The organism is Streptomyces sp. NBC_01320, from assembly GCF_035974375.1.
GTDB lineage: Bacteria > Actinomycetota > Actinomycetes > Streptomycetales > Streptomycetaceae > Streptomyces > Streptomyces yanii.
In genome coordinates, this window is the sequence record NZ_CP108390.1 from 8,122,865 (window position 1) to 8,139,723 (window position 16,859).

Annotated in this window: 17 protein-coding genes; 7 read left to right on the top strand and 10 right to left on the bottom strand. The window is 70.9% G+C overall.

From position 1 onward, the window contains the following. Nucleotides 1-5: 5 nt before the first annotated feature. Nucleotides 6-1,550 (bottom strand): leucyl aminopeptidase, encoded by a 1,545-nt coding sequence (locus tag OG395_RS36960; RefSeq protein ID WP_327246818.1) that lies wholly within the window; start codon nucleotides 1,548-1,550, stop codon nucleotides 6-8. A 262-nt stretch (nucleotides 1,551-1,812) separates the two neighbouring features. Here OG395_RS36960 and OG395_RS36965 point away from each other — a divergent pair, with 262 nt between their 5' ends. Beyond that, nucleotides 1,813-2,649 carry an endo alpha-1,4 polygalactosaminidase gene (locus OG395_RS36965; RefSeq protein ID WP_327246819.1) on the top strand — a complete coding sequence of 279 codons (837 nt, stop codon included), beginning with the start codon at nucleotides 1,813-1,815 and terminating at the stop codon, nucleotides 2,647-2,649. Between the two features lie 40 nt (nucleotides 2,650-2,689). Here OG395_RS36965 and OG395_RS36970 read toward each other — a convergent pair whose 3' ends face one another. After that, on the bottom strand, nucleotides 2,690-3,469 hold the full coding sequence (locus OG395_RS36970; protein ID WP_327246820.1) for an adenosylcobinamide-GDP ribazoletransferase: 780 nt from the start codon (nucleotides 3,467-3,469) through the stop codon (nucleotides 2,690-2,692). Between the two features lie 88 nt (nucleotides 3,470-3,557). Here OG395_RS36970 and OG395_RS36975 point away from each other — a divergent pair, with 88 nt between their 5' ends. Further along, complete coding sequence (locus OG395_RS36975; protein WP_327246821.1) at nucleotides 3,558-4,325, top strand: hypothetical protein; 768 nt, start codon at nucleotides 3,558-3,560, stop codon at nucleotides 4,323-4,325. Here OG395_RS36975 and OG395_RS36980 read toward each other — a convergent pair. From OG395_RS36980 to OG395_RS37000, 5 genes are all read right to left on the bottom strand, one after another. Next, nucleotides 4,262-5,005, bottom strand: coding sequence for a hypothetical protein (locus OG395_RS36980; protein ID WP_327246822.1), 744 nt, complete (start codon nucleotides 5,003-5,005; stop codon nucleotides 4,262-4,264). The two genes, OG395_RS36975 and OG395_RS36980, sit on opposite strands and share 64 nt — an antisense overlap. Beyond that, nucleotides 5,002-6,801, bottom strand: coding sequence for a phosphatidylglycerol lysyltransferase domain-containing protein (locus OG395_RS36985; protein ID WP_327246823.1), 1,800 nt, complete (start codon nucleotides 6,799-6,801; stop codon nucleotides 5,002-5,004). The genes OG395_RS36980 and OG395_RS36985 overlap by 4 nt, the downstream gene beginning before the upstream one ends. Nucleotides 6,802-6,891: 90 nt before the next feature. Beyond that, nucleotides 6,892-7,974: a nicotinate-nucleotide--dimethylbenzimidazole phosphoribosyltransferase gene (gene cobT / locus OG395_RS36990; RefSeq protein ID WP_327246824.1), complete on the bottom strand. Its 1,083-nt coding sequence runs from the start codon at nucleotides 7,972-7,974 to the stop codon at nucleotides 6,892-6,894. A gap of 115 nt (nucleotides 7,975-8,089) precedes the next feature. Continuing rightward, nucleotides 8,090-8,917, bottom strand: a complete 828-nt coding sequence (locus OG395_RS36995) for a class I SAM-dependent methyltransferase (RefSeq protein ID WP_327246825.1) — start codon at nucleotides 8,915-8,917, stop codon at nucleotides 8,090-8,092. A 40-nt stretch (nucleotides 8,918-8,957) separates the two neighbouring features. Next, on the bottom strand, nucleotides 8,958-10,160 hold the full coding sequence (locus OG395_RS37000) for a bifunctional adenosylcobinamide kinase/adenosylcobinamide-phosphate guanylyltransferase (RefSeq protein WP_327246826.1): 1,203 nt from the start codon (nucleotides 10,158-10,160) through the stop codon (nucleotides 8,958-8,960). A gap of 111 nt (nucleotides 10,161-10,271) precedes the next feature. Between OG395_RS37000 and OG395_RS37005 the strand changes: the two genes are divergently transcribed. Next, a complete protein-coding gene (locus OG395_RS37005) occupies nucleotides 10,272-10,481 on the top strand; it encodes a hypothetical protein (RefSeq protein ID WP_030933634.1) in 210 nt (69 codons plus the stop codon). Nucleotides 10,482-10,550: 69 nt separating this feature from the next. Here the strand turns inward: OG395_RS37005 and OG395_RS37010 are convergent, their stop codons facing one another. The 3 genes from OG395_RS37010 to OG395_RS37020 form a co-directional block, all read right to left on the bottom strand. Then, the gene (locus tag OG395_RS37010) at nucleotides 10,551-11,627 is read right to left on the bottom strand and encodes a S1C family serine protease (protein ID WP_327246827.1); all 1,077 of its coding nucleotides are present in this window, start codon (nucleotides 11,625-11,627) and stop codon (nucleotides 10,551-10,553) included. 249 nt (nucleotides 11,628-11,876) lie between these two features. Further along, the gene (locus OG395_RS37015) at nucleotides 11,877-12,560 is read right to left on the bottom strand and encodes a class I SAM-dependent methyltransferase (RefSeq protein ID WP_442818784.1); all 684 of its coding nucleotides are present in this window, start codon (nucleotides 12,558-12,560) and stop codon (nucleotides 11,877-11,879) included. 176 nt (nucleotides 12,561-12,736) lie between these two features. Beyond that, nucleotides 12,737-13,336: a DUF3043 domain-containing protein gene (locus OG395_RS37020; RefSeq protein WP_327246829.1), complete on the bottom strand. Its 600-nt coding sequence runs from the start codon at nucleotides 13,334-13,336 to the stop codon at nucleotides 12,737-12,739. Nucleotides 13,337-13,632: 296 nt separating this feature from the next. Between OG395_RS37020 and OG395_RS37025 the strand changes: the two genes are divergently transcribed. From OG395_RS37025 to OG395_RS37040, 4 genes are all read left to right on the top strand, one after another. Continuing rightward, entirely contained in the window at nucleotides 13,633-14,415 is a 783-nt protein-coding gene (locus OG395_RS37025; RefSeq protein ID WP_266986503.1) for a PspA/IM30 family protein, read from the top strand. Nucleotides 14,416-14,425: 10 nt separating this feature from the next. Continuing rightward, nucleotides 14,426-14,704: a PspA-associated protein PspAA gene (gene pspAA / locus OG395_RS37030; protein ID WP_327246830.1), complete on the top strand. Its 279-nt coding sequence runs from the start codon at nucleotides 14,426-14,428 to the stop codon at nucleotides 14,702-14,704. Between the two features lie 154 nt (nucleotides 14,705-14,858). Continuing rightward, on the top strand, nucleotides 14,859-16,118 hold the full coding sequence (locus OG395_RS37035) for a sensor histidine kinase (RefSeq protein WP_327246831.1): 1,260 nt from the start codon (nucleotides 14,859-14,861) through the stop codon (nucleotides 16,116-16,118). Further along, entirely contained in the window at nucleotides 16,115-16,813 is a 699-nt protein-coding gene (locus tag OG395_RS37040; RefSeq protein WP_327246832.1) for a response regulator transcription factor, read from the top strand. The genes OG395_RS37035 and OG395_RS37040 overlap by 4 nt, the downstream gene beginning before the upstream one ends. The last annotated feature ends 46 nt before the right edge of the window (nucleotides 16,814-16,859 follow it).

The following is a 16,859-nucleotide window of genomic DNA, read 5'->3' on the forward strand; positions in this document are numbered from 1 at the left end:
CATCCTCAGCCGAGGTCCCCGGCAGCGGTGCGCTCCGCCAGCTTCACCAGCGTGCGGACCGCGGAACCGGTGCCGCCCTTCGGCGTGTAGCCGTACGGCGCGCCCTCGTGGAAGGCCGGGCCCGCGATGTCCAGGTGCGCCCAGGCGATGCCCTCGCCCACGAACTCCTGCAGGAACAGACCGGCCACCAGGCCGCCGCCCATCCGCTCACCCATGTTCGCGATGTCGGCGGTCGGGGAGTCCATGCCCTTGCGCAGGTCGGCGGGGAGCGGCATCGGCCAGGAGGCCTCGCCGACCTCCTCGGCGATCTCGTGGATGGACGTACGGAAGGCGTCGTCGTTCGCCATGATGCCGAAGGTGCGGTGGCCCAGCGCCAGGACCATCGCCCCGGTCAGGGTCGCCACGTCGACGATCGCGTCCGGGTTCTCCTCGCAGGCGCGGGTCAGCGCGTCGGCGAGGACGAGCCGGCCCTCGGCGTCCGTGTTCAGCACCTCGACGGTCTTGCCGCTGTACATGCGCAGCACGTCACCCGGGCGGGTGGCGTTGCCGGACGGCATGTTCTCGGCGAGCGCCAGCCAGCCGGTGACGTTGACCTGGAGGCCGAGACGGGCGGCCGCGACGACGGTCGCGAACACGGCGGCGGCGCCGCTCATGTCGCACTTCATCGTCTCGTTGTGACCGGCCGGCTTCAGCGAGATGCCGCCCGAGTCGTAGGTGATGCCCTTGCCGACCAGGGCCAGGGTCTTCTCCGCCTTCGGGTGCGTGTAGGCGAGCTTCACCAGGCGGGGGCCGTGGGTCGAGCCCTGGCCGACGCCCAGCAGACCGCCGAAGCCGCCCTTGACGAGCGCCTTCTCGTCGAGGACCTGCACCTTGATGCCGTGCTCCTTGCCGGCGGCCGTGGCCACGGCGGCGAAGGACTCGGGGTACAGGTCGTTCGGCGGGGTGTTGATCAGGTCGCGGGCGCGGTTGATCTCCTCGACGAGCGCGGTGGCACGCTCTGCTGCCGCCTTGAACGCCTTGTCGCGCGGCTTGCCGCCGAGCAGGGCGACCTCGGCGAGCGGTAGCTTGGCGCCGTTGCCGTTCTTCTTGTCCTTCGGCGCGAGCTTGTTCTCGCCGCCCTGGTACGCGGTGAAGGCGTACGCGCCGAGCAGTGCGCCCTCGGCGACGGCCTCGGCGTCCTCGACGGACGTGATCGGCAGCGCGAAGCCGGCCTTCTTCGAACCGGTCAGCGCACGCGCGGCGGAACCGGCGGCGCGGCGCAGTGCCTCGCCGTCGAACGCCGCGTCCTTCTCCGGGACCGGACCGAGTCCGACCGCGATGACGACCGGGACCTTGAGGCCGTCCGGTGCGTGGAGCTTGGTCACTTCGCCCTCGGCACCGGAGGCGCCCAGGGTCTCCAGGACGGTGGCGAGCTTTCCGCCGAACGCCTTGTCCACGGCCTCGGCGCCCGGTGCGACGACCGGGCCCTTGGCTCCCTTGGCGACGCCGACGACGAGTGCGTCGGCGCGCAGCGTCGCCGCACCGGCAGTGCTGAGAGTGAGAGCAGTCACGGTGGTGAAATCTCGCTTCCGTTGAGTTCGTTGTCGGTCGAGGGGTGGGCCGACCGTGCCCGGCGCATCGTAGACGCCGCCGCAATGTGCCGGGAATGAGCCTACGCGCGCCATTGCTGCGGGATCACGGCGGCGGGCCGTCTGCGGTCCGTTCCGGCGGTACGTCTCCGGCCCCCGGCCGGTCCGCGTCGGGGGCCGCGGGGGCGCAACCGGCCCGGGAAGTAGGGTCGGTCGGAGGTGCCGGAGCGAGTGGGGGAGAGCGATGCGCGCCCGTCGGGCTGTACGCAGGACGAGACCGAAGTCGGCGGTGCCGGTCACCGTACTGATCCTGTCGGCGGTGCTGGCGGGCTGCACCTCGGCGCCTCGAACCACCTCCGCGGGGCACTGGCAGCCGAAGCCGGGCACCGACTGGCAGTGGCAGCTCTCCGGCCGCCTCGACCCCACCGTGGACGTTCCGGTGTACGACATCGACGGCTTCGAGCACGATGCGCAGGCGGTCGCCGATCTCCACCGCCGTGGCCGCAAGGTCATCTGTTACGTGTCCACGGGCGCCTGGGAGGACTTCCGCCCGGATGCCGGGAAGTTCCCCGCCTCGATCATCGGGAAGGGCAACGGCTGGCCGGGGGAGCGCTGGCTCGACATCCGCCGCACGGATCTGCTCGGGCCGCTGATGGAGTCCCGGATCGAGATGTGCGCGAAGAAGGGCTTCGACGCGGTCGAGCCCGACAATATGGACGGCTACCGCAACCGCACGGGCTTTTCCCTGACCGGCGCCGATCAGCTGCGCTACAACCGCCTCATCGCCCGCATCGCCCACCGGCACGGACTCGCGGTCGGGCTGAAGAACGACCTGGACCAGATCAAGCAGCTGGAACCGGACTTCGACTTCGCGGTCAACGAACAGTGCGCCCAGTACGACGAGTGCGCCGACCTCACTCCGTTCATCGAGGCGGACAAGGCGGTGTTCCATGTGGAGTACGAGGTGCCGGTGGCACGGTTCTGCCCGGAGTCGACGCGGCTGCGTCTGAGCTCGCTCCGCAAGAAGTACGACCTGGGCACCTGGCGCCGGAGCTGTGTGGCGAGCCCGTCCGCGGAGTGAGGAGAAGACGGAAACCGGGCCGCCACGCACCCCCGTCCGCCTACCCCAGGGCCAACGCCACCAGAGCCGCCGTTGTCGCCGTCTCCGCGACCGCACCGAACACATCCCCGGTCACGCCGCCGAACCGGCGCACACAGTGCCGCAGCAGCAGCTGCGCACCCATCAGCCCGGCCACTACGGCAAGACCGTGGTGCAGCGCCCCGTACCCGCCGAACACCGCCCCCGCCCCCGACCCCGCGGCCACCACCGCGACCGTCACGGCCGCCGCCGCCCCCATCGGCACCGTTCCCGCCACCGCCGCCCCCAGCCCCTCCGGCCGGGCCGGAGGCACGCCCTGACGGGACGCCAGCGTGAGCGCGAGGCGGGCGGTGACCCCCGCGACGACCGCAGCCACCGCGCCGTGCGCCCAGCCCTCCCCGTACAGCTCCTGGAGGACCGCGACCTGGGCCAGAAGGACGAACAGCAGGGTGATGACACCGAATGGCCCAATGTCCGACTGCTTCATGATGCGCAACGCGTCCGCCGCGGGCTTGCCGCTGCCGAGCCCGTCCGCCGTGTCGGCGAGTCCGTCGAGGTGCAGCCCCCGTGTGAGGACCGCGGGCACCGCGGTGGAGGCGACCGCCGCGAGCAGTGGCCCCGCCCCGAGCAGCAGCAGCAGTGCACCGGGGGCCGCCGCGAGCAGCCCCACCACCAGACCGGCGAGCGGGGCGCTCAGCATCCCGGCACGGGCGGCCTCGCGGTCCCAGCGGGTGACGCGGACGGGGAGCACGGTCAGGGTGCCGAAGGCGAAACGTATGCCGTGGCTGTTCAGGGAGGTCACGGCGCGCAGGCTAATCCCTGGGCCGCACCGCTAGATTGGCCGAAACGCAGCAAAGCACCGCACAAGCGGATCAATGGGAGTGGGTGGCATGGGTCACTGGTTCGATCAGAACTTTGTCGAGCCGGGGAAGCTGCCCCTGCTTCTCGCCCTGGCCGCCTTTGTGCTGACCTTCGCCATCACCCGTCTCATCACCCGGATGATCAGGGCCGGGAAGGGGCCGTTCCGCAACATCACGCCCGGCGGGGTGCACGTCCACCATGTGGTGCCCGGTGTGGTGCTGACGGTGATCGGCGGCTTCGGCGCGGTCTCCAGCGGACGGTACGGCGTCGCGGCGGGCGTCTGCGCGGTGATCTTCGGGACGGGCGCGGGGCTGGTGCTGGACGAGTTCGCCCTGATCCTCCATCTCGACGACGTGTACTGGTCGGAACAGGGCCGCCAGAGCGTCGAGGTCGTCGTCCTCACCGCGGCGCTCGTCCTGCTCCTCCTCGGCGGCTTCTCACCGCTCGGGGTGAACGAACTGACCAGTGATCAGCAACAGGGCCGGCTCGGCATCGTCCTGACCCTGCTGATCAACTTCTGCTTCGTGCTGATCGCCCTGTTCAAGGGCAAGGCGCGGATGGCGGTGCTCGGCACCCTGGTGCCGTTCGTCGCCCTGTTCGGCGCGATCCGGCTGGCCCGGCCGACGTCGATGTGGGCGAAGAGGTTCTACCGCAACCGGCACCGCGCCCGTTCCAGGGCGGTGCTGCGCGCGTACCACCACGACCGGCGCTGGGCGGGGCCGCGCCGCAGGTTTCAGGACCTCATCGGCGGAGCGCCGGACCGGGCCCGCGTTCCCACGCCCAAGCCCAAGTCCTGATCGCGGCGGACGGGCGGTTGCCGACGCCGGTCGTACCGGGCGGTGAGGCCGCACAGGATCAGTACCGCGGCGATCGCCGCCAGATGCTCCTTGCCCGCCAGGTTGTTCCTGAGAAGTACCTCGATGACCATCGCCGCGATGACCACAGCCCCGGTGAACCACGCCCGGTAGGCGTGGCACACGTAGATCGCGAGCCCCACGACTGCCGCCGACGGTCCGGTGTCGACGACCTGCGCGTCGGATGCCGGCAGCCCGAACAGCCCGTCGGGGCCGACCGCGACGCCGGTCCGTGCGTACAGTGTCCCGGCCAGCGTGGCGATGTACGCGATGAGCAGCGTGCGCTGTCGCCCGAGACAGATCTCGGCGACCCCGAACACCACGAGCACCTGCGCCAGCGCACCCCACACCGGCAGATCGAGCGCGGGCACGAACAGCGAAAGCGGGGTACGCAGCAGGGCGGTCCACAGCGGGTCCTCGGCCCGCACCGAGCCGAGGACCTGCACCGGACGTAAGCCCCACGGCTGGTTCTGCACCGCCTGGAGCAGCGCCGTCAGACCGACCGCGGCCGGCGTCATGGGGACCGCCCGCAGCCGGGAGCGGGCGAGCGCCCCGCGCACGGTCGAGAGCAGCGGTGCCCACTCGCGTCGGGCGACCGTGCGCAGCGCGGCCATCGGTCTCATCTACGGGTTCCCAGGTGCGAGCGGTGCAGCCACTTGGGCAGCCCGGGCGCCTCCAGGAACCCTTCGGCGCGGCCTGCGGCGATGCCGATGCGCAGCAGGTCGGAGCTCTTTTCGAAGAGCATGAAACGCGGCTCCCAGATCGGTCGGTACTTGGCGTTGGCGCGGTAGAGCGACTCGATCTGCCACCAGCGCGAGAAGAAGCTGAGCAGCGAGCGCCACAGCCTCAGCACCGGTCCCGCGCCCAGCCGCGATCCCCTCTCGAAGACCGACCTGAACATCGCGAAGTTGAGCGACACCTGCGTGATCCCGATCTCTTCGGCGCGCTGGAGGAGTTCGATGACCATGAACTCCATCAGACCGTTCTCGGCGTCCCGGTCACGGCGCATCAGGTCCAGCGAGAGACCGTTCGGACCCCAGGGCACGAAGCTCAGTACGGCTCGCAATTCGCCGGGGCCGCCCGCTCCTTCGCCCTGCCCCCTCTCCGTGGAGTCACGGCATTCGAGCATCACGCACCGGCCGTCCGCCGGATCGCCGAGCCGCCCCAGCGCCATCGAGAAGCCGCGCTCGGTCTCCCCGTCGCGCCAGTCGTCGGCGCGCCGCAGCAGCTCGGCCATCTCCTCGTCGGGGATGTCGCAGTGGCGCCGGATGGTCACCTCGTACCCGGCACGCCTGATCCGGTTGTACGCCTGGCGGACGGTCCGCATCGCCCGCCCTTCGAGAGTGAACTCGGCGGTCTCCACGATTGCCTCGTCGCCGAGTTCCAGCGCGTCGAGTCCGTGCCGGGCGTAGACCGTGCCGCCCTCCTCGCTCACTCCCATCACCGCCGGGATCCAGCCGTGCTCGCGGGCTTCGGCCAGCCATGGTTCGATCGCGCCGGGCCAGGCCTCCGGGTCGCCGATCGGATCACCGGACGCGAGCGAGACGCCGCCGACCACCCGGTAGGTGACGGCCGCCTTGCCGGTCGGCGACCAGATGACGCTCTTCTCCCGGCGCAGCGCGAAGTAGCCGAGCGAGTCGCGTTCGCCGTGCTTTTCCAGAAGGGCGCGGAGCCGGTCCTCGTCCTGCGGGGTGATCGGGTCGACGGCCCGGCGGGAGCGGAACGCCGCGTACACGACGGCGATCAGCAGCAGGGTGGAGAGGATGTTGATGACGACATTGACCCAGCCGGGCACGGTGATGCCGGGGAAGCGGGCCTCGTCGGTCGCCACCGAGATCAGCCGCAGCGCGCCGTAGCGCCAGCGGTCGAGGAAGGTCGACCGGTACTCGTCCTGCGCCGTGTTCGCGACGGTGACCAGCAGGGTGGCGATCAGCGAGGTGACCAGCAGTCCGCCGACGGCGACCACGGCCGCCAGCTTCGCGTTGGACCGGTCGCCCTTCGCGTAGAACTCCCGCCGGCCCAGGATCAGTGCCACGACGAACGCGGCTGTCAGCGCCAGGGAGATCCAGTTCTGCGGGTACCGCCGGATCTCGGGAAAGACGATCACGAAGGCGAAGAGCAGGAGCAGGAGGCCGCTCAGCACCATGTTGACGATCCAGGCGGCGCGCTTGCGCCGTCGCATGGTGATCGCGAGGAAGAGGGCGACCACTCCGGAGGAGAAGCCCGCGGTGAGGAGATAGGGCGTGAAGTAGTTCTCGGTGTTGTGCCGACGCAGGTCCTGGCCGAGCGTGACCCAGACGGCGCTCAGGAAATTGATGAACGACACGATGCGCAGATACCAGATGGTGAATGCCGCACTGCGTCGTGAGCGGACGGTGCTCCGCCGGGCGTCCTGGCTGACCAATCGGACCTCTCCCATGAAAAGCGATCATATGGCGCATCGCACCCCATGGGGAGGCCTGCTGCGGCCGGTGTCCGGTGGTCGGCGGCCGCAGCGCAGCAGGGTCCGTCAGTCGTCGTCCGTGTCGGTCTTCGAGGCGTCGTCCTCGTCGGCCGGCACGCGCTCGGGCAGCTCCGCCGCCAGCGCGGCGGCGGCCTGCACGAGCGGAAGCGCCAGCAGCGCCCCGCTCCCCTCGCCCACGATGACGCCGTGGTCCAGCAGCGGGTTGAGCGCCATCCGGTCCAGCGCCTTCGTCTGTGCCGGCTCGCCGCTCACCTGGCCGGCCAGCCACCAGTCCGGCGCCCGGAAGGCGGCCCGCTGAGCGACCAGCGCGCACGCCGACGAGACCACGCCGTCCAGAATCACCGGCAGCCTGCGCACCGCGCACTGCAGCAGGAACCCCGTCGTCGCCGCCAGGTCCGCGCCGCCGACCGTGGCCAGCAGCTCCAGCTGGTCGCCGAGGACCGGCCGGGCCCGCCGCAGCGAGTCCCGGATCGCCGCGCACTTGCGCATCCAGGCGAGATCGTCGATACCCGCGCCGCCGCGCCCGGTGACCACCGAGGCGTCCGTGCCGCACAGGGCCGCGATCAGGGTGGACGCCGCCGTGGTGCCACCGACGCTCAGATCGCCGAGCACCACCAGATCGGTGCCCGAGTCGGCCTCCTCGTCGGCGATCGCGATGCCCAGACGTACCGCCTGCTCGGCCTCCTCGGCCGTCAGCGCGTCCTCGATGTCGATCCGGCCGCTGCCGCGCCGCACCCGGTGACGTACGACCGACTCGGGCAGCAGCTCCGGCTCGCAGTCCAGGCCGGCGTCGACGATCCGCACCGGTACGGAGAACTGGCGGGCCAGCACGGCCAGCGGCGTCGCGCCCTCCAGCGTGGCCCGGACCAGCTCGTGCGCGGTCCCGGCCGCACGGCCGGAGACACCGAGCTCGGCCACCCCGTGATCACCGGCGAAGAGCACCACGCGCGGCTGCAGGATCGGCTTGACCGGCACGGCCTGCTGGGCGGCCGAGAGCCACTCGCCCAGCTCGTCGAGCCGGCCGAGGGCGCCCGGGGGCACGATCTGCCGCTCCCGGCGTTCCTCGGCGTCGCGCCGTACCCCGCCGTCGGGGCGTTCGATCAGGTCGGAGAAGTCGTCCAGATTCACGGGGGTCTGCCTCGCGGGTCGTTACGTGGTGTGGGCCGGTGAGCCCGGCGGCGGGCTCATTGCGGAACAGTACCTGCCATGATTCTGACGCCTCATCAGCGTGGCGGCCGGCCCCTCAGGTGCCGAAGCGCAGCAGCGTCATCGCGGGGGTCAGCGTCCGCAGCCCCGGCGTCAGATGCTGGAGCCGGATCAGTTCTCCCATCGCGCCCCGCCCCCGCGGCAGCCCCAGCGCGCGCACCTCGGTGATGTTCGGATGCGCGCTGCGCAGCTTCTTCCGCTCGCCCGGGTTCATCGCCCAGCGCATCGGCGGGACGGTCATGGAGCCGATCTTCGACTTCCCGGCCACCGTCCCCTTCGCCGGCCGGCGCGCCATCGAGTCCAGGACGAGCACCCCGCCCGGCAGCCGTTCGGCGCAGGTCGCCAGGATCTTCCGTACCGCCCAGGGCTGCAGATACATCAGCAGCCCCTGCGTCGTGACGATCACGCCCCGGCCCGCAGGGTCCTCGATCTCGTCCAGCCAGGAGAGATCGGTCGCCGACCGGGAGAGCGTCCGCAGCCGGTCCGAGGAGGGCAGCAGCATCCGGCGCAACGCTGCCACCTGGGGCAACTCCACGCTCAGCCAGGTGAGCCGTCCGTTGTCGACCCGCCAGAAGCCGGTTTCCAGCCCGTCGCCGAGCGCGACGACGGTGGCCTCCGGATGCCTGCGCAAATAGCCCTGCACCGTCAGGTCGAAGCAGCGTGAGCGCAGCGCCTGCGCCTGCGAGTGGAAGGCGTTCGGCCGCCCGAAGCGCTCCTCGAAGGGGTAGTCGAGGTCCGCCATGAGCTGCAGCGCCATCGGATCGTCGATGACGGGATAGAGCTGCCCCGCCTCGTACGCCCGGTTGTAGAGTGTCCAGAGCAGGGTCTCCGGAACGCCTTCCAGCATCGGCCTCACTCGCGCCATGTCCGCTCCCTTCCCGCTGCTGATTCTGTGGCGATGCGGGTCAGCCGCGTAGCGTGAGCGCCTGACCGGCCACCACCAGCAGCACGTGCTCGCACTCGTCGGCGAACGCGGCGTTGAGCCGTCCCAGCTCGTCCCGGAACCGCCGACCGGCGGCGGTCGCGGGCACCACGCCCGAGCCGACCTCATTGGTCACGGCGACGACGGTACGCCGCGTTCCGCGCACCGCGCCGACCAGTTCGGTGACCCGCTCCCGCAGCGCACTCTCGCCGCCGTCCGCCCACGCCGCGTCGTCCCAGGCGTTCACCCGGTCCAATGCGTCCGTCAGCCACAGCGACAGGCAGTCGATCAGCAGCGGCGGCCCGTCCGACTCCAGCAGGTCCACCAACTCACAGGTCTCCTCGGTGCGCCAGGCCGCCGGTCTGCGCTCCCGGTGCAGCCCGACCCGGGCCATCCATTCCGCGTCGCCTTCGCGGCCGCCGCCGGTCGCCACATACACCACCTCGGGGAAGGTCTCCAGCCGCCGCTCGGCCTCCACCGACTTCCCGGACCGCGCACCGCCCGTCACCAGCGTCCGTCGCGGGACATTCGGTACGACGTGGTACTCGCCGACCACCAGTGTCGTCCCGTCCGGCACGGTCCGGGCGCCGGCCGCCGCGAGCCGCCGGTCCAGCTCGGGGCCGGTGGGCGCGTCATGGTCCAGATGAACGGCGATGACCTCGGTGGCCGGCCCGATCGCTTCGACGGCCCGCAGCCTGGCCATTGCGTCCGGGCGTCCGGTCACATCACCGACCACCATGTCGTACGGCTCCGCCACCCGGTCCGTGAGACCGGCGGGGGCCGCCCCCGGCGGCATGTACAGCAGCCGCGCGCCCTCCGGGGAGGTCACCTCGTACCCGGTTCCCGGCGAGTCCATGGGCACCGCCCGGATCCGGTGCCCGCTGATCAGCGTCAGCACCTGCCCGTCCGGCACCCGTCCGGCCGGAGGCAGCCCGGCGGGCAGCTCCACGGCGGGTCCGTCGTGCGGATGGCTGAGCAGCACCTGCCGTACGCCGCTGAGTGAATGACCCGCACGTGCGGCGGCGAACACGGCCCCAGGGGTGAGATCGAGCAGCACCGCGCCGTCGACCAGCAGTGCGGTCGCGGCGCGCGCCCACACCCCGCGGGCGGTGGCGCAGGCGGCGCACGGACATTCGGGGCGCGGCAGCCCGTCGGGGGCTCCGGTGCCGAGCAGTGTCAGTTCCACGCTCCGATCCTCCCGCGTCCCCGCACCGACTGCGCGACCAACCCCGTGGATCTCGGTCCGATAGGCCCCAGGCACTAGGCTGCGGGCAGCAACGCGACCCAGGAGGCGGACATGGCGTGGACGTGGCGGTTCGAGAAGTCCGACGGTACGGAGACGGAGCCGGCCCTGCAGCCGGAGGAATTCACGACCCAGGGCGATGCGGAGTCATGGATCGGTGAGTTCTGGAAGGAACTTCTGGACGGCGGGGCGGACCAGGTGACCCTCTTCGAGGACGCGACGAAGATCTACGGCCCGATGAGTCTCCAGGCCGACCAGGGCTGACCGCCGATACGGGCGCACGAAGGCCCCGGGCGCCGTTCCTCGGCATCCGGGGCCTTTGCGTGGCAGCGGTCAGATCTCGCCCAGAGTGACGACCGCAGTATTCTCCACACCGTTGCGCAGATACGTCACCTTGACCTTCTGGCCCGGCTTCTTGTCGGCCAGCGTCTCGGCCAGCGCCGTCATCGTCGTGATCCGTGTGTCGTCGATCTTCGTGACGATGTCGCCGACCCGCAGTCCGGCCTTGTCCGCGCCTCCGCCGGGCGTGACGGCGACCAGCGCGATTCCGAAGGGCTGGTAGTTGTCGTCGACGACTGTGCGGCCGGTGATGTTCAGCGCCGCCCGGCCCGAGTCGGTGACCTTGCCGCTCTTGATGATCTGGTCGGCGACCGTCTTCACCATCGAGACGGGGATCGCGAACCCGATGCCCGGTGCCGCGCCGTTCATCTGCGGATCCGTCGCCGCCAGCGTCGGAATGCCGATCACCTCACTGTCCAGGTTCACCAGCGCACCGCCGCTGTTGCCCGGGTTGATCGCCGCCGAGGTCTGCACCATGTTCGCTATGGTCGCCCCGGTGCCACCTTCCTCCCGGCTCTCGCTGACGGTCCGGCCGACCGCCGACACGATGCCCTGGGTGACGCTGCTGGACAGTCCGAGCGGCGAACCCATCGCCAGCACTATCTGACCGACCTCGACCTTCTCCGAGTTGCCGAACTTCGCCGCCTTCAGCCCGCTCGGTACCTTGTCGAGTTTGATGACGGCCAGGTCCTGCTCCGGATAGGTGGCGACCAGCGAGGCGCCCAGCACCTTCTCGCCGGTGACGACGGTGACCTTGAACGTCTTCTCCTGGCCGACCACATGGGCATTGGTGACGATATGGCCCTTGTCGTCGTAGACGATGCCGGATCCGAGACTGTTGCCGGCTTGGATCTGTACCACGGAGGGCAGCACGTTTTTGATGACGGTCTGGTACTCGGCCTGCAGGTCACCTGCGGCCCGGGAAGTCGGATGCGGCGAGGCCGACTTCGTGGCATCGGCGCTGGCCGAGTCCGAGTCCGAGCAGCCGGACACCAGGGCTATGGCACAGACACCTGCGGTCAGAGGCAGCAGCAGCCGGTACAGACGGCCGCGCGAGTGGGAAGCATCCATGTCTGAATCATTACTTTTAACCCCATTGGCGGCCTGTTGGGTTCGGCTGATCGGGTGAAGCCCGCTCCTCGTCCGCCCCTCAGGCATCCCCGGGGATTTCCGGCGGATCACGGCCGGGGCCGCGCCGGCCGGCACGGCATCTCGCGACGCTGCCGATATGTCGGAACAGCTCGCTACCTGGATGCTCCGGCGCCCCGCGACGCACCGCACCGGGCGCCGTGAACGGTCCGGTCCTCGTCCGGACGCCCGCTAGCCGCGCACCCCGCACAGATGCAGCAGCGCGGCAACCCGGCGGTACGGATCCGTCCGTCCGGCCCGGTCCTCCGCGGCCAGCACCCGGTCGAGTTCCGCGGCGGCCGGCAGCTCCACGTCATTGCCCACCTGGTCCGTGAAGATCCGCACCCCGTACCAGGCGTGCAAGGGCGCCGCGATCCCGGCGAGCGTGGCCGTGAGGGCGTCCAGCCGGTCGGCGCGGACCGTCAGGCCCAGCCGGTTGGTGTACGTGTCCGTGTCGAACGCGGCCAGTGCCGCGTCCCAGTCCCCGGCGGTGCCCGGCCGCATCGCCAGCGCGTCGCCGTTCCGTACGAGCAGCGAGAGCAGCCCGCCGGGCGCCAGCATCCGGGCCAGTCCCGCCAGCAGCGCGTCCGGTTCCCGGACGTACATCAGCACGCCGTGGCAGAGCACCACGTCGAAGCTGCCCGGCAGGAAGTGCACGCCCGTGTCCAGGCCGTCGCCCTCGATCAGCCGGACCCGCTCCCGGATGCCCGCGGGTTCGTCCCCGAGAGCCTCGCGGGCGACCCTCAGCATCTCGGCGTCGGACTCCAGACCGGTCACCGTGTGGCCGGCCCGGGCCAGCCGCAGCGCCTGCGTGCCCTGTCCCATGCCGACATCGAGAACCCGCAGCCGCTGACCGACCGGGAAGCGCGCGGCCATCTGCTCGTCGAGCTGGCGGGCGACGAGCTCCTGGCGCACGGTGTTGCGCAGCCCGCCGAGCCCTCTGAGCCACGCCGAAGAGGCCCCGCTGAACCCGTAGTCCCTGGAGTCCCTGAAGGCGGCACTGCCCGGCAGGCCTGCTGACGGACCGCCGACCGAGTCGGAAAGCTCCGTACTCAGGGCCGCTCTCCGCGCTTGACCTGCGGCTTCGGCAGACGGAGCCGACGCATCTGAAGCGTACGCATCAGGCCGTAGGCGACCGCGCCGCGCTTCGGCGTATCGGGGAAGCGGGCGTTCAGCTGCTTCTTCAGCCGGAACGTGAGACCGATCGAGTCGATGACGATCAGCACGATCACGCCGAGCCAGAGCAGCAGCGAGATGTTCTGGATGTTCCGCACCTGGATCACGCTGAGGATCAGGATGATCACCGCGAGCGGCAGGAAGAACTCCGCGATGCAGAAGCGCGAGTCCACGAAGTCGCGGACGAAGCGCCGCACCGGACCCTTGTCACGGGCCGGCAGATAGCGCTCGTCGCCACTGGCGAGCGCCTCGCGCTGCTTGGCCATGTCCACCCGGCGCGCTTCGCGCTGGCGTTTCATGGCCTCCTTGCGGTCGAGCGGCGCGCCACTGGAGGCACGACGGCGCTGCGACTGGGCATCGCTGCGCTTGGGGGTGGGGCGACCTTTGGGGGCCTGCGGGTCGCGGGGCTGCGTGGAGAGGTCCGCCGTCACCTTGGTGGCGGGGGCCTTCTCATCCTTCGAACGGCTACGGAACACAAAACCCAAGGGTACGGGGTCGGTCGCGACGACCCCAGCCCGGTCGGGAACGATCCGGCAACGGCCTGCGTCCTCCCAGGTGTCCCGAGAGGGGCAGATCGGACGTTGCCACCGGTTTCCCCGAGGGCCGCCTACTCCCTGGGCCGGAGCGGTAACCGGGGGCAGTCGTCCTTGGGGAGGAGCACATCCGTGCTCGAACAGTGCGGTAATAGAGACAGGGCCCGTACTGTGGGTTCTGTTGGAGTGCTGGAGCCCAGTCCGTCAGAAGGGGGCGCGCGAAGCCCATGAGCGGTGTCATGAAGCGTATGGGGATGATCTTCCGCGCGAAGGCAAACAAGGCCCTTGACCGGGCCGAGGATCCGCGCGAGACCCTCGATTACTCGTACCAGAAGCAGCTGGAGCTGCTTCAGAAGGTGCGCCGCGGTGTCGCCGATGTGGCGACCTCGCGCAAGCGCCTGGAGCTGCAGCTGAACCAGCTGCAGGGCCAGACGTCCAAGCTGGAGGACCAGGGCCGCAAGGCGCTCGCGCTCGGCCGCGAGGACCTGGCCCGCGAGGCGCTGTCCCGGCGCGCCGCACTCCAGCAGCAGGTCACCGACCTGGAGACGCAGCACGCGACGCTGCAGGGTGAGGAGGAGAAGCTCACTCTCGCGGCCCAGCGGCTGCAGGCCAAGGTCGACGCCTTCCGTACGAAGAAGGAGACCATCAAGGCCACCTACACCGCCGCCCAGGCGCAGACCCGGATCGGCGAGGCGTTCTCCGGGATCTCCGAGGAGATGGGCGACGTCGGCCTGGCGATCCAGCGGGCCGAGGACAAGACCCAGCAGCTGCAGGCGCGCGCCGGTGCGATCGACGAGCTGCTCGCCTCCGGCGCTCTGGACGACCCGACCGGGACGGCGAAGGACGACATCGCCGCCGAGCTGGACCGGATCTCCGGTGGCACGGATGTGGAGTTGGAGCTGCAGCGGATGAAGGCCGAGCTGGCCGGCGGCTCCGCCCCGCAGCAGGCCATCGAGGGCGGCCCGCAGGACGCCGCCCAGCAGCAGTCCTCGCAGTCCCCGCACAGGTTCGACAAGCAGTAAGGCGGACGTCATGATCGTTCGGATCATGGGGGAGGGCCAGGTCGCCCTGGCCGACAGCCATCTCGCCGAGCTCAACAGGCTCGACAACGAACTGCTCGCCGAGATGGAGAGCGGCGACGGCCCGGGCTTCCGCGCCACGCTCCAGGCGCTCCTCGCCACGGTGCGCGAGTTCGGCACGCCTTTGCCGGACGACTCCCTGGAGCCGTCCGAACTGATCCTGCCGTCGCCCGACGCCACCCTCGAAGAGGTGCGCGAGATGCTCCGGGACGACGGCCTGATCCCCGGCTGACGCCGGTCGCTCCAGCACCCGCACACACGTACTGTGCCCCGTGTCCGGTCCGCCGGTCACGGGGCACAGTTCTGCCCGGATTGCCACGCTCTGCGTACGGTCCCTGCCGCGGGTGGACCGTATCCGTGCGCGACACGCCGTACCGTAGCTTGACGTGACCACCCTCGGAACCGGGTTCCTACGCGTCCGGCGCTGGCTGCGCGACCATCCCCTCGCGTTCGACGGCGCGCTCGCCGTGGCCGTACTCGTCGCGATGATCGTCGGATCGTTCACCGACCCGAACGGGCCCAGCTTCGGCACCCGCACGCCCGAGGCGGGCAGTGTGGTCCTGATGGTGCTCGCCGCTGCCGTGCTCGCCCTGCGGCGGCGCAACCCGATGGCGGTGCTGGCCGCCACCGGTGGGCTGTCCATCGTCGAGTTCGTGCTGGTGGACCCGCCCGCCCCGGTGGTCATGAGCGCGGTCATCGCGCTCTACACGGTCGCCGCATCCACCGACCGGCCCACCACCTGGCGGGTCGGCCTGCTGACCATGACCGTGCTGGCGGCGTCCGCGATGGTCTTCGGTGCGTCCCCCTGGTACAGCCAGGAGAACCTCGGGGTCTTCGCCTGGACCGGCATGGCAGGCGCCGCCGGGGATGCCGTCCGCTCCCGGCGGGCGTTCGTCGACGCGATCAGGGAACGCGCCGAACGGGCCGAGCGTACCCGCGAGGAGGAGGCCCGGCGGCGGGTCGCCGAGGAACGGCTGCGGATCGCCCGTGATCTCCACGACGTCGTCGCCCACCACATCGCCCTGGTCAATGTGCAGGCCGGGGTCGCCGCCCACGTCATGGACAAGCGCCCCGACCAGGCAAAGGAGGCGCTCGCCCATGTCCGGGAGGCCAGCCGCTCCGCACTCAACGAACTCCGCGCCACGGTCGGGTTGCTGCGCCAGTCCGGCGATCCGGAGGCGCCGACCGAACCGGCACCCGGTCTCGCGGTCCTCGACGAACTCGTGGAGACGGTCCGGCGCGCCGGGCTCCCGGTCCAGGTGGCCTGCGTCGACCGCAGGCCCCCGCTGCCCGCGGCCGTCGATCTGGCCGCGTACCGGGTGATCCAGGAAGCGCTGACCAATGTGCGCAAGCACGCGGGCCCCGGGGCGAAGGCCGAGGTCAGTGTCGTACGGGTCGGGGGGACGGCCGAGGTCACGGTCCTCGACAACGGCACGGGCAGCCCCGAGGGTGCGGGCGCCGGAGCCGACGGCGGCGGCCACGGTCTGCTCGGTATGCGTGAGCGCGTCACCGCCCTGGGGGGCGCCCTCACGGCCGGGCCCCGCTACGGCGGCGGATTCAGGGTTCATGCGATCCTGCCGCTCAAGGCCCGTACGGGAGAGCCGGGGACGCCGGGCGCGGCGGGCCGGACGGGGGAAGGCGCATGACACCACCACCCATCAGGGTCCTGCTCGTCGACGACCAGGCGCTGCTGCGCAGCGCGTTCCGGGTGCTGGTCGACTCGGAGCCCGACATGCAGGTCGTCGGCGAGGCGGCCGACGGAGCGGAGGCCGTGGCACTGACCCGTTCGGCGCGCGCCGATGTGGTGCTGATGGACATCCGGATGCCCGGTACGGACGGACTGGCCGCGACCCGGATGATCAGCGCCGACCCGGAGTTGGCGGACGTACGGGTCGTCATGCTCACCACTTTCGAGGTCGACGAGTATGTGGTGCAGTCGCTGAGGGCCGGCGCCTCAGGCTTCCTCGGCAAGGGCGCCGAACCGGACGAACTGCTCAACGCCATCCGTATCGCCGCGGGTGGCGAGGCGCTCCTCTCGCCGGCCGCCACCAAGGGACTGATCGCCACCTTCCTTGCGCAGGGCGGCAGTTCGGGCGATGAGGGGCCGAGCGCCGCGGAGTACTCCGAACGGCTCGACGCACTCACCGGTCGCGAACGAGAGGTGCTGGTCCTCGTCGGAGGCGGGCACTCCAACGACGAGATCGCCGAGCGTCTCGTCGTCAGCCCACTCACCGTCAAGACCCATGTGAACCGGGCCATGGCGAAACTGGGCGCCCGCGACAGGGCTCAATTGGTGGTTTTTGCATATGAATCGGGCCTGGTGCGCCCACGGGTGGAGTGAAGGGTGGAGAAGCGGCGTACTCCACCTGCGGTACGCGCCACGTAAG

Excerpts from the sequence above, each read along its gene's own strand:
- OG395_RS36965 (WP_327246819.1), top strand. The coding sequence starts at position 1,813 with ATGCGCGCCCGTCGGGCTGTACGCAGGACGAGACCGAAGTCGGCGGTG.
- OG395_RS36975 (WP_327246821.1), top strand. The coding sequence starts at position 3,558 with ATGGGTCACTGGTTCGATCAGAACTTTGTCGAGCCGGGGAAGCTGCCC.
- OG395_RS36980 (WP_327246822.1), bottom strand. The coding sequence starts at position 5,005 with ATGAGACCGATGGCCGCGCTGCGCACGGTCGCCCGACGCGAGTGGGCA.
- OG395_RS36985 (WP_327246823.1), bottom strand. The coding sequence starts at position 6,801 with ATGGGAGAGGTCCGATTGGTCAGCCAGGACGCCCGGCGGAGCACCGTC.
- OG395_RS36995 (WP_327246825.1), bottom strand. The coding sequence starts at position 8,917 with ATGGCGCGAGTGAGGCCGATGCTGGAAGGCGTTCCGGAGACCCTGCTC.
- OG395_RS37005 (WP_030933634.1), top strand. The coding sequence starts at position 10,272 with ATGGCGTGGACGTGGCGGTTCGAGAAGTCCGACGGTACGGAGACGGAG.
- OG395_RS37010 (WP_327246827.1), bottom strand. The coding sequence starts at position 11,627 with ATGGATGCTTCCCACTCGCGCGGCCGTCTGTACCGGCTGCTGCTGCCT.
- OG395_RS37015 (WP_442818784.1), bottom strand. The coding sequence starts at position 12,560 with ATGGCCGCGCGCTTCCCGGTCGGTCAGCGGCTGCGGGTTCTCGATGTC.
- OG395_RS37025 (WP_266986503.1), top strand. The coding sequence starts at position 13,633 with ATGAAGCGTATGGGGATGATCTTCCGCGCGAAGGCAAACAAGGCCCTT.
- pspAA (WP_327246830.1), top strand. The coding sequence starts at position 14,426 with ATGATCGTTCGGATCATGGGGGAGGGCCAGGTCGCCCTGGCCGACAGC.
- OG395_RS37040 (WP_327246832.1), top strand. The coding sequence starts at position 16,115 with ATGACACCACCACCCATCAGGGTCCTGCTCGTCGACGACCAGGCGCTG.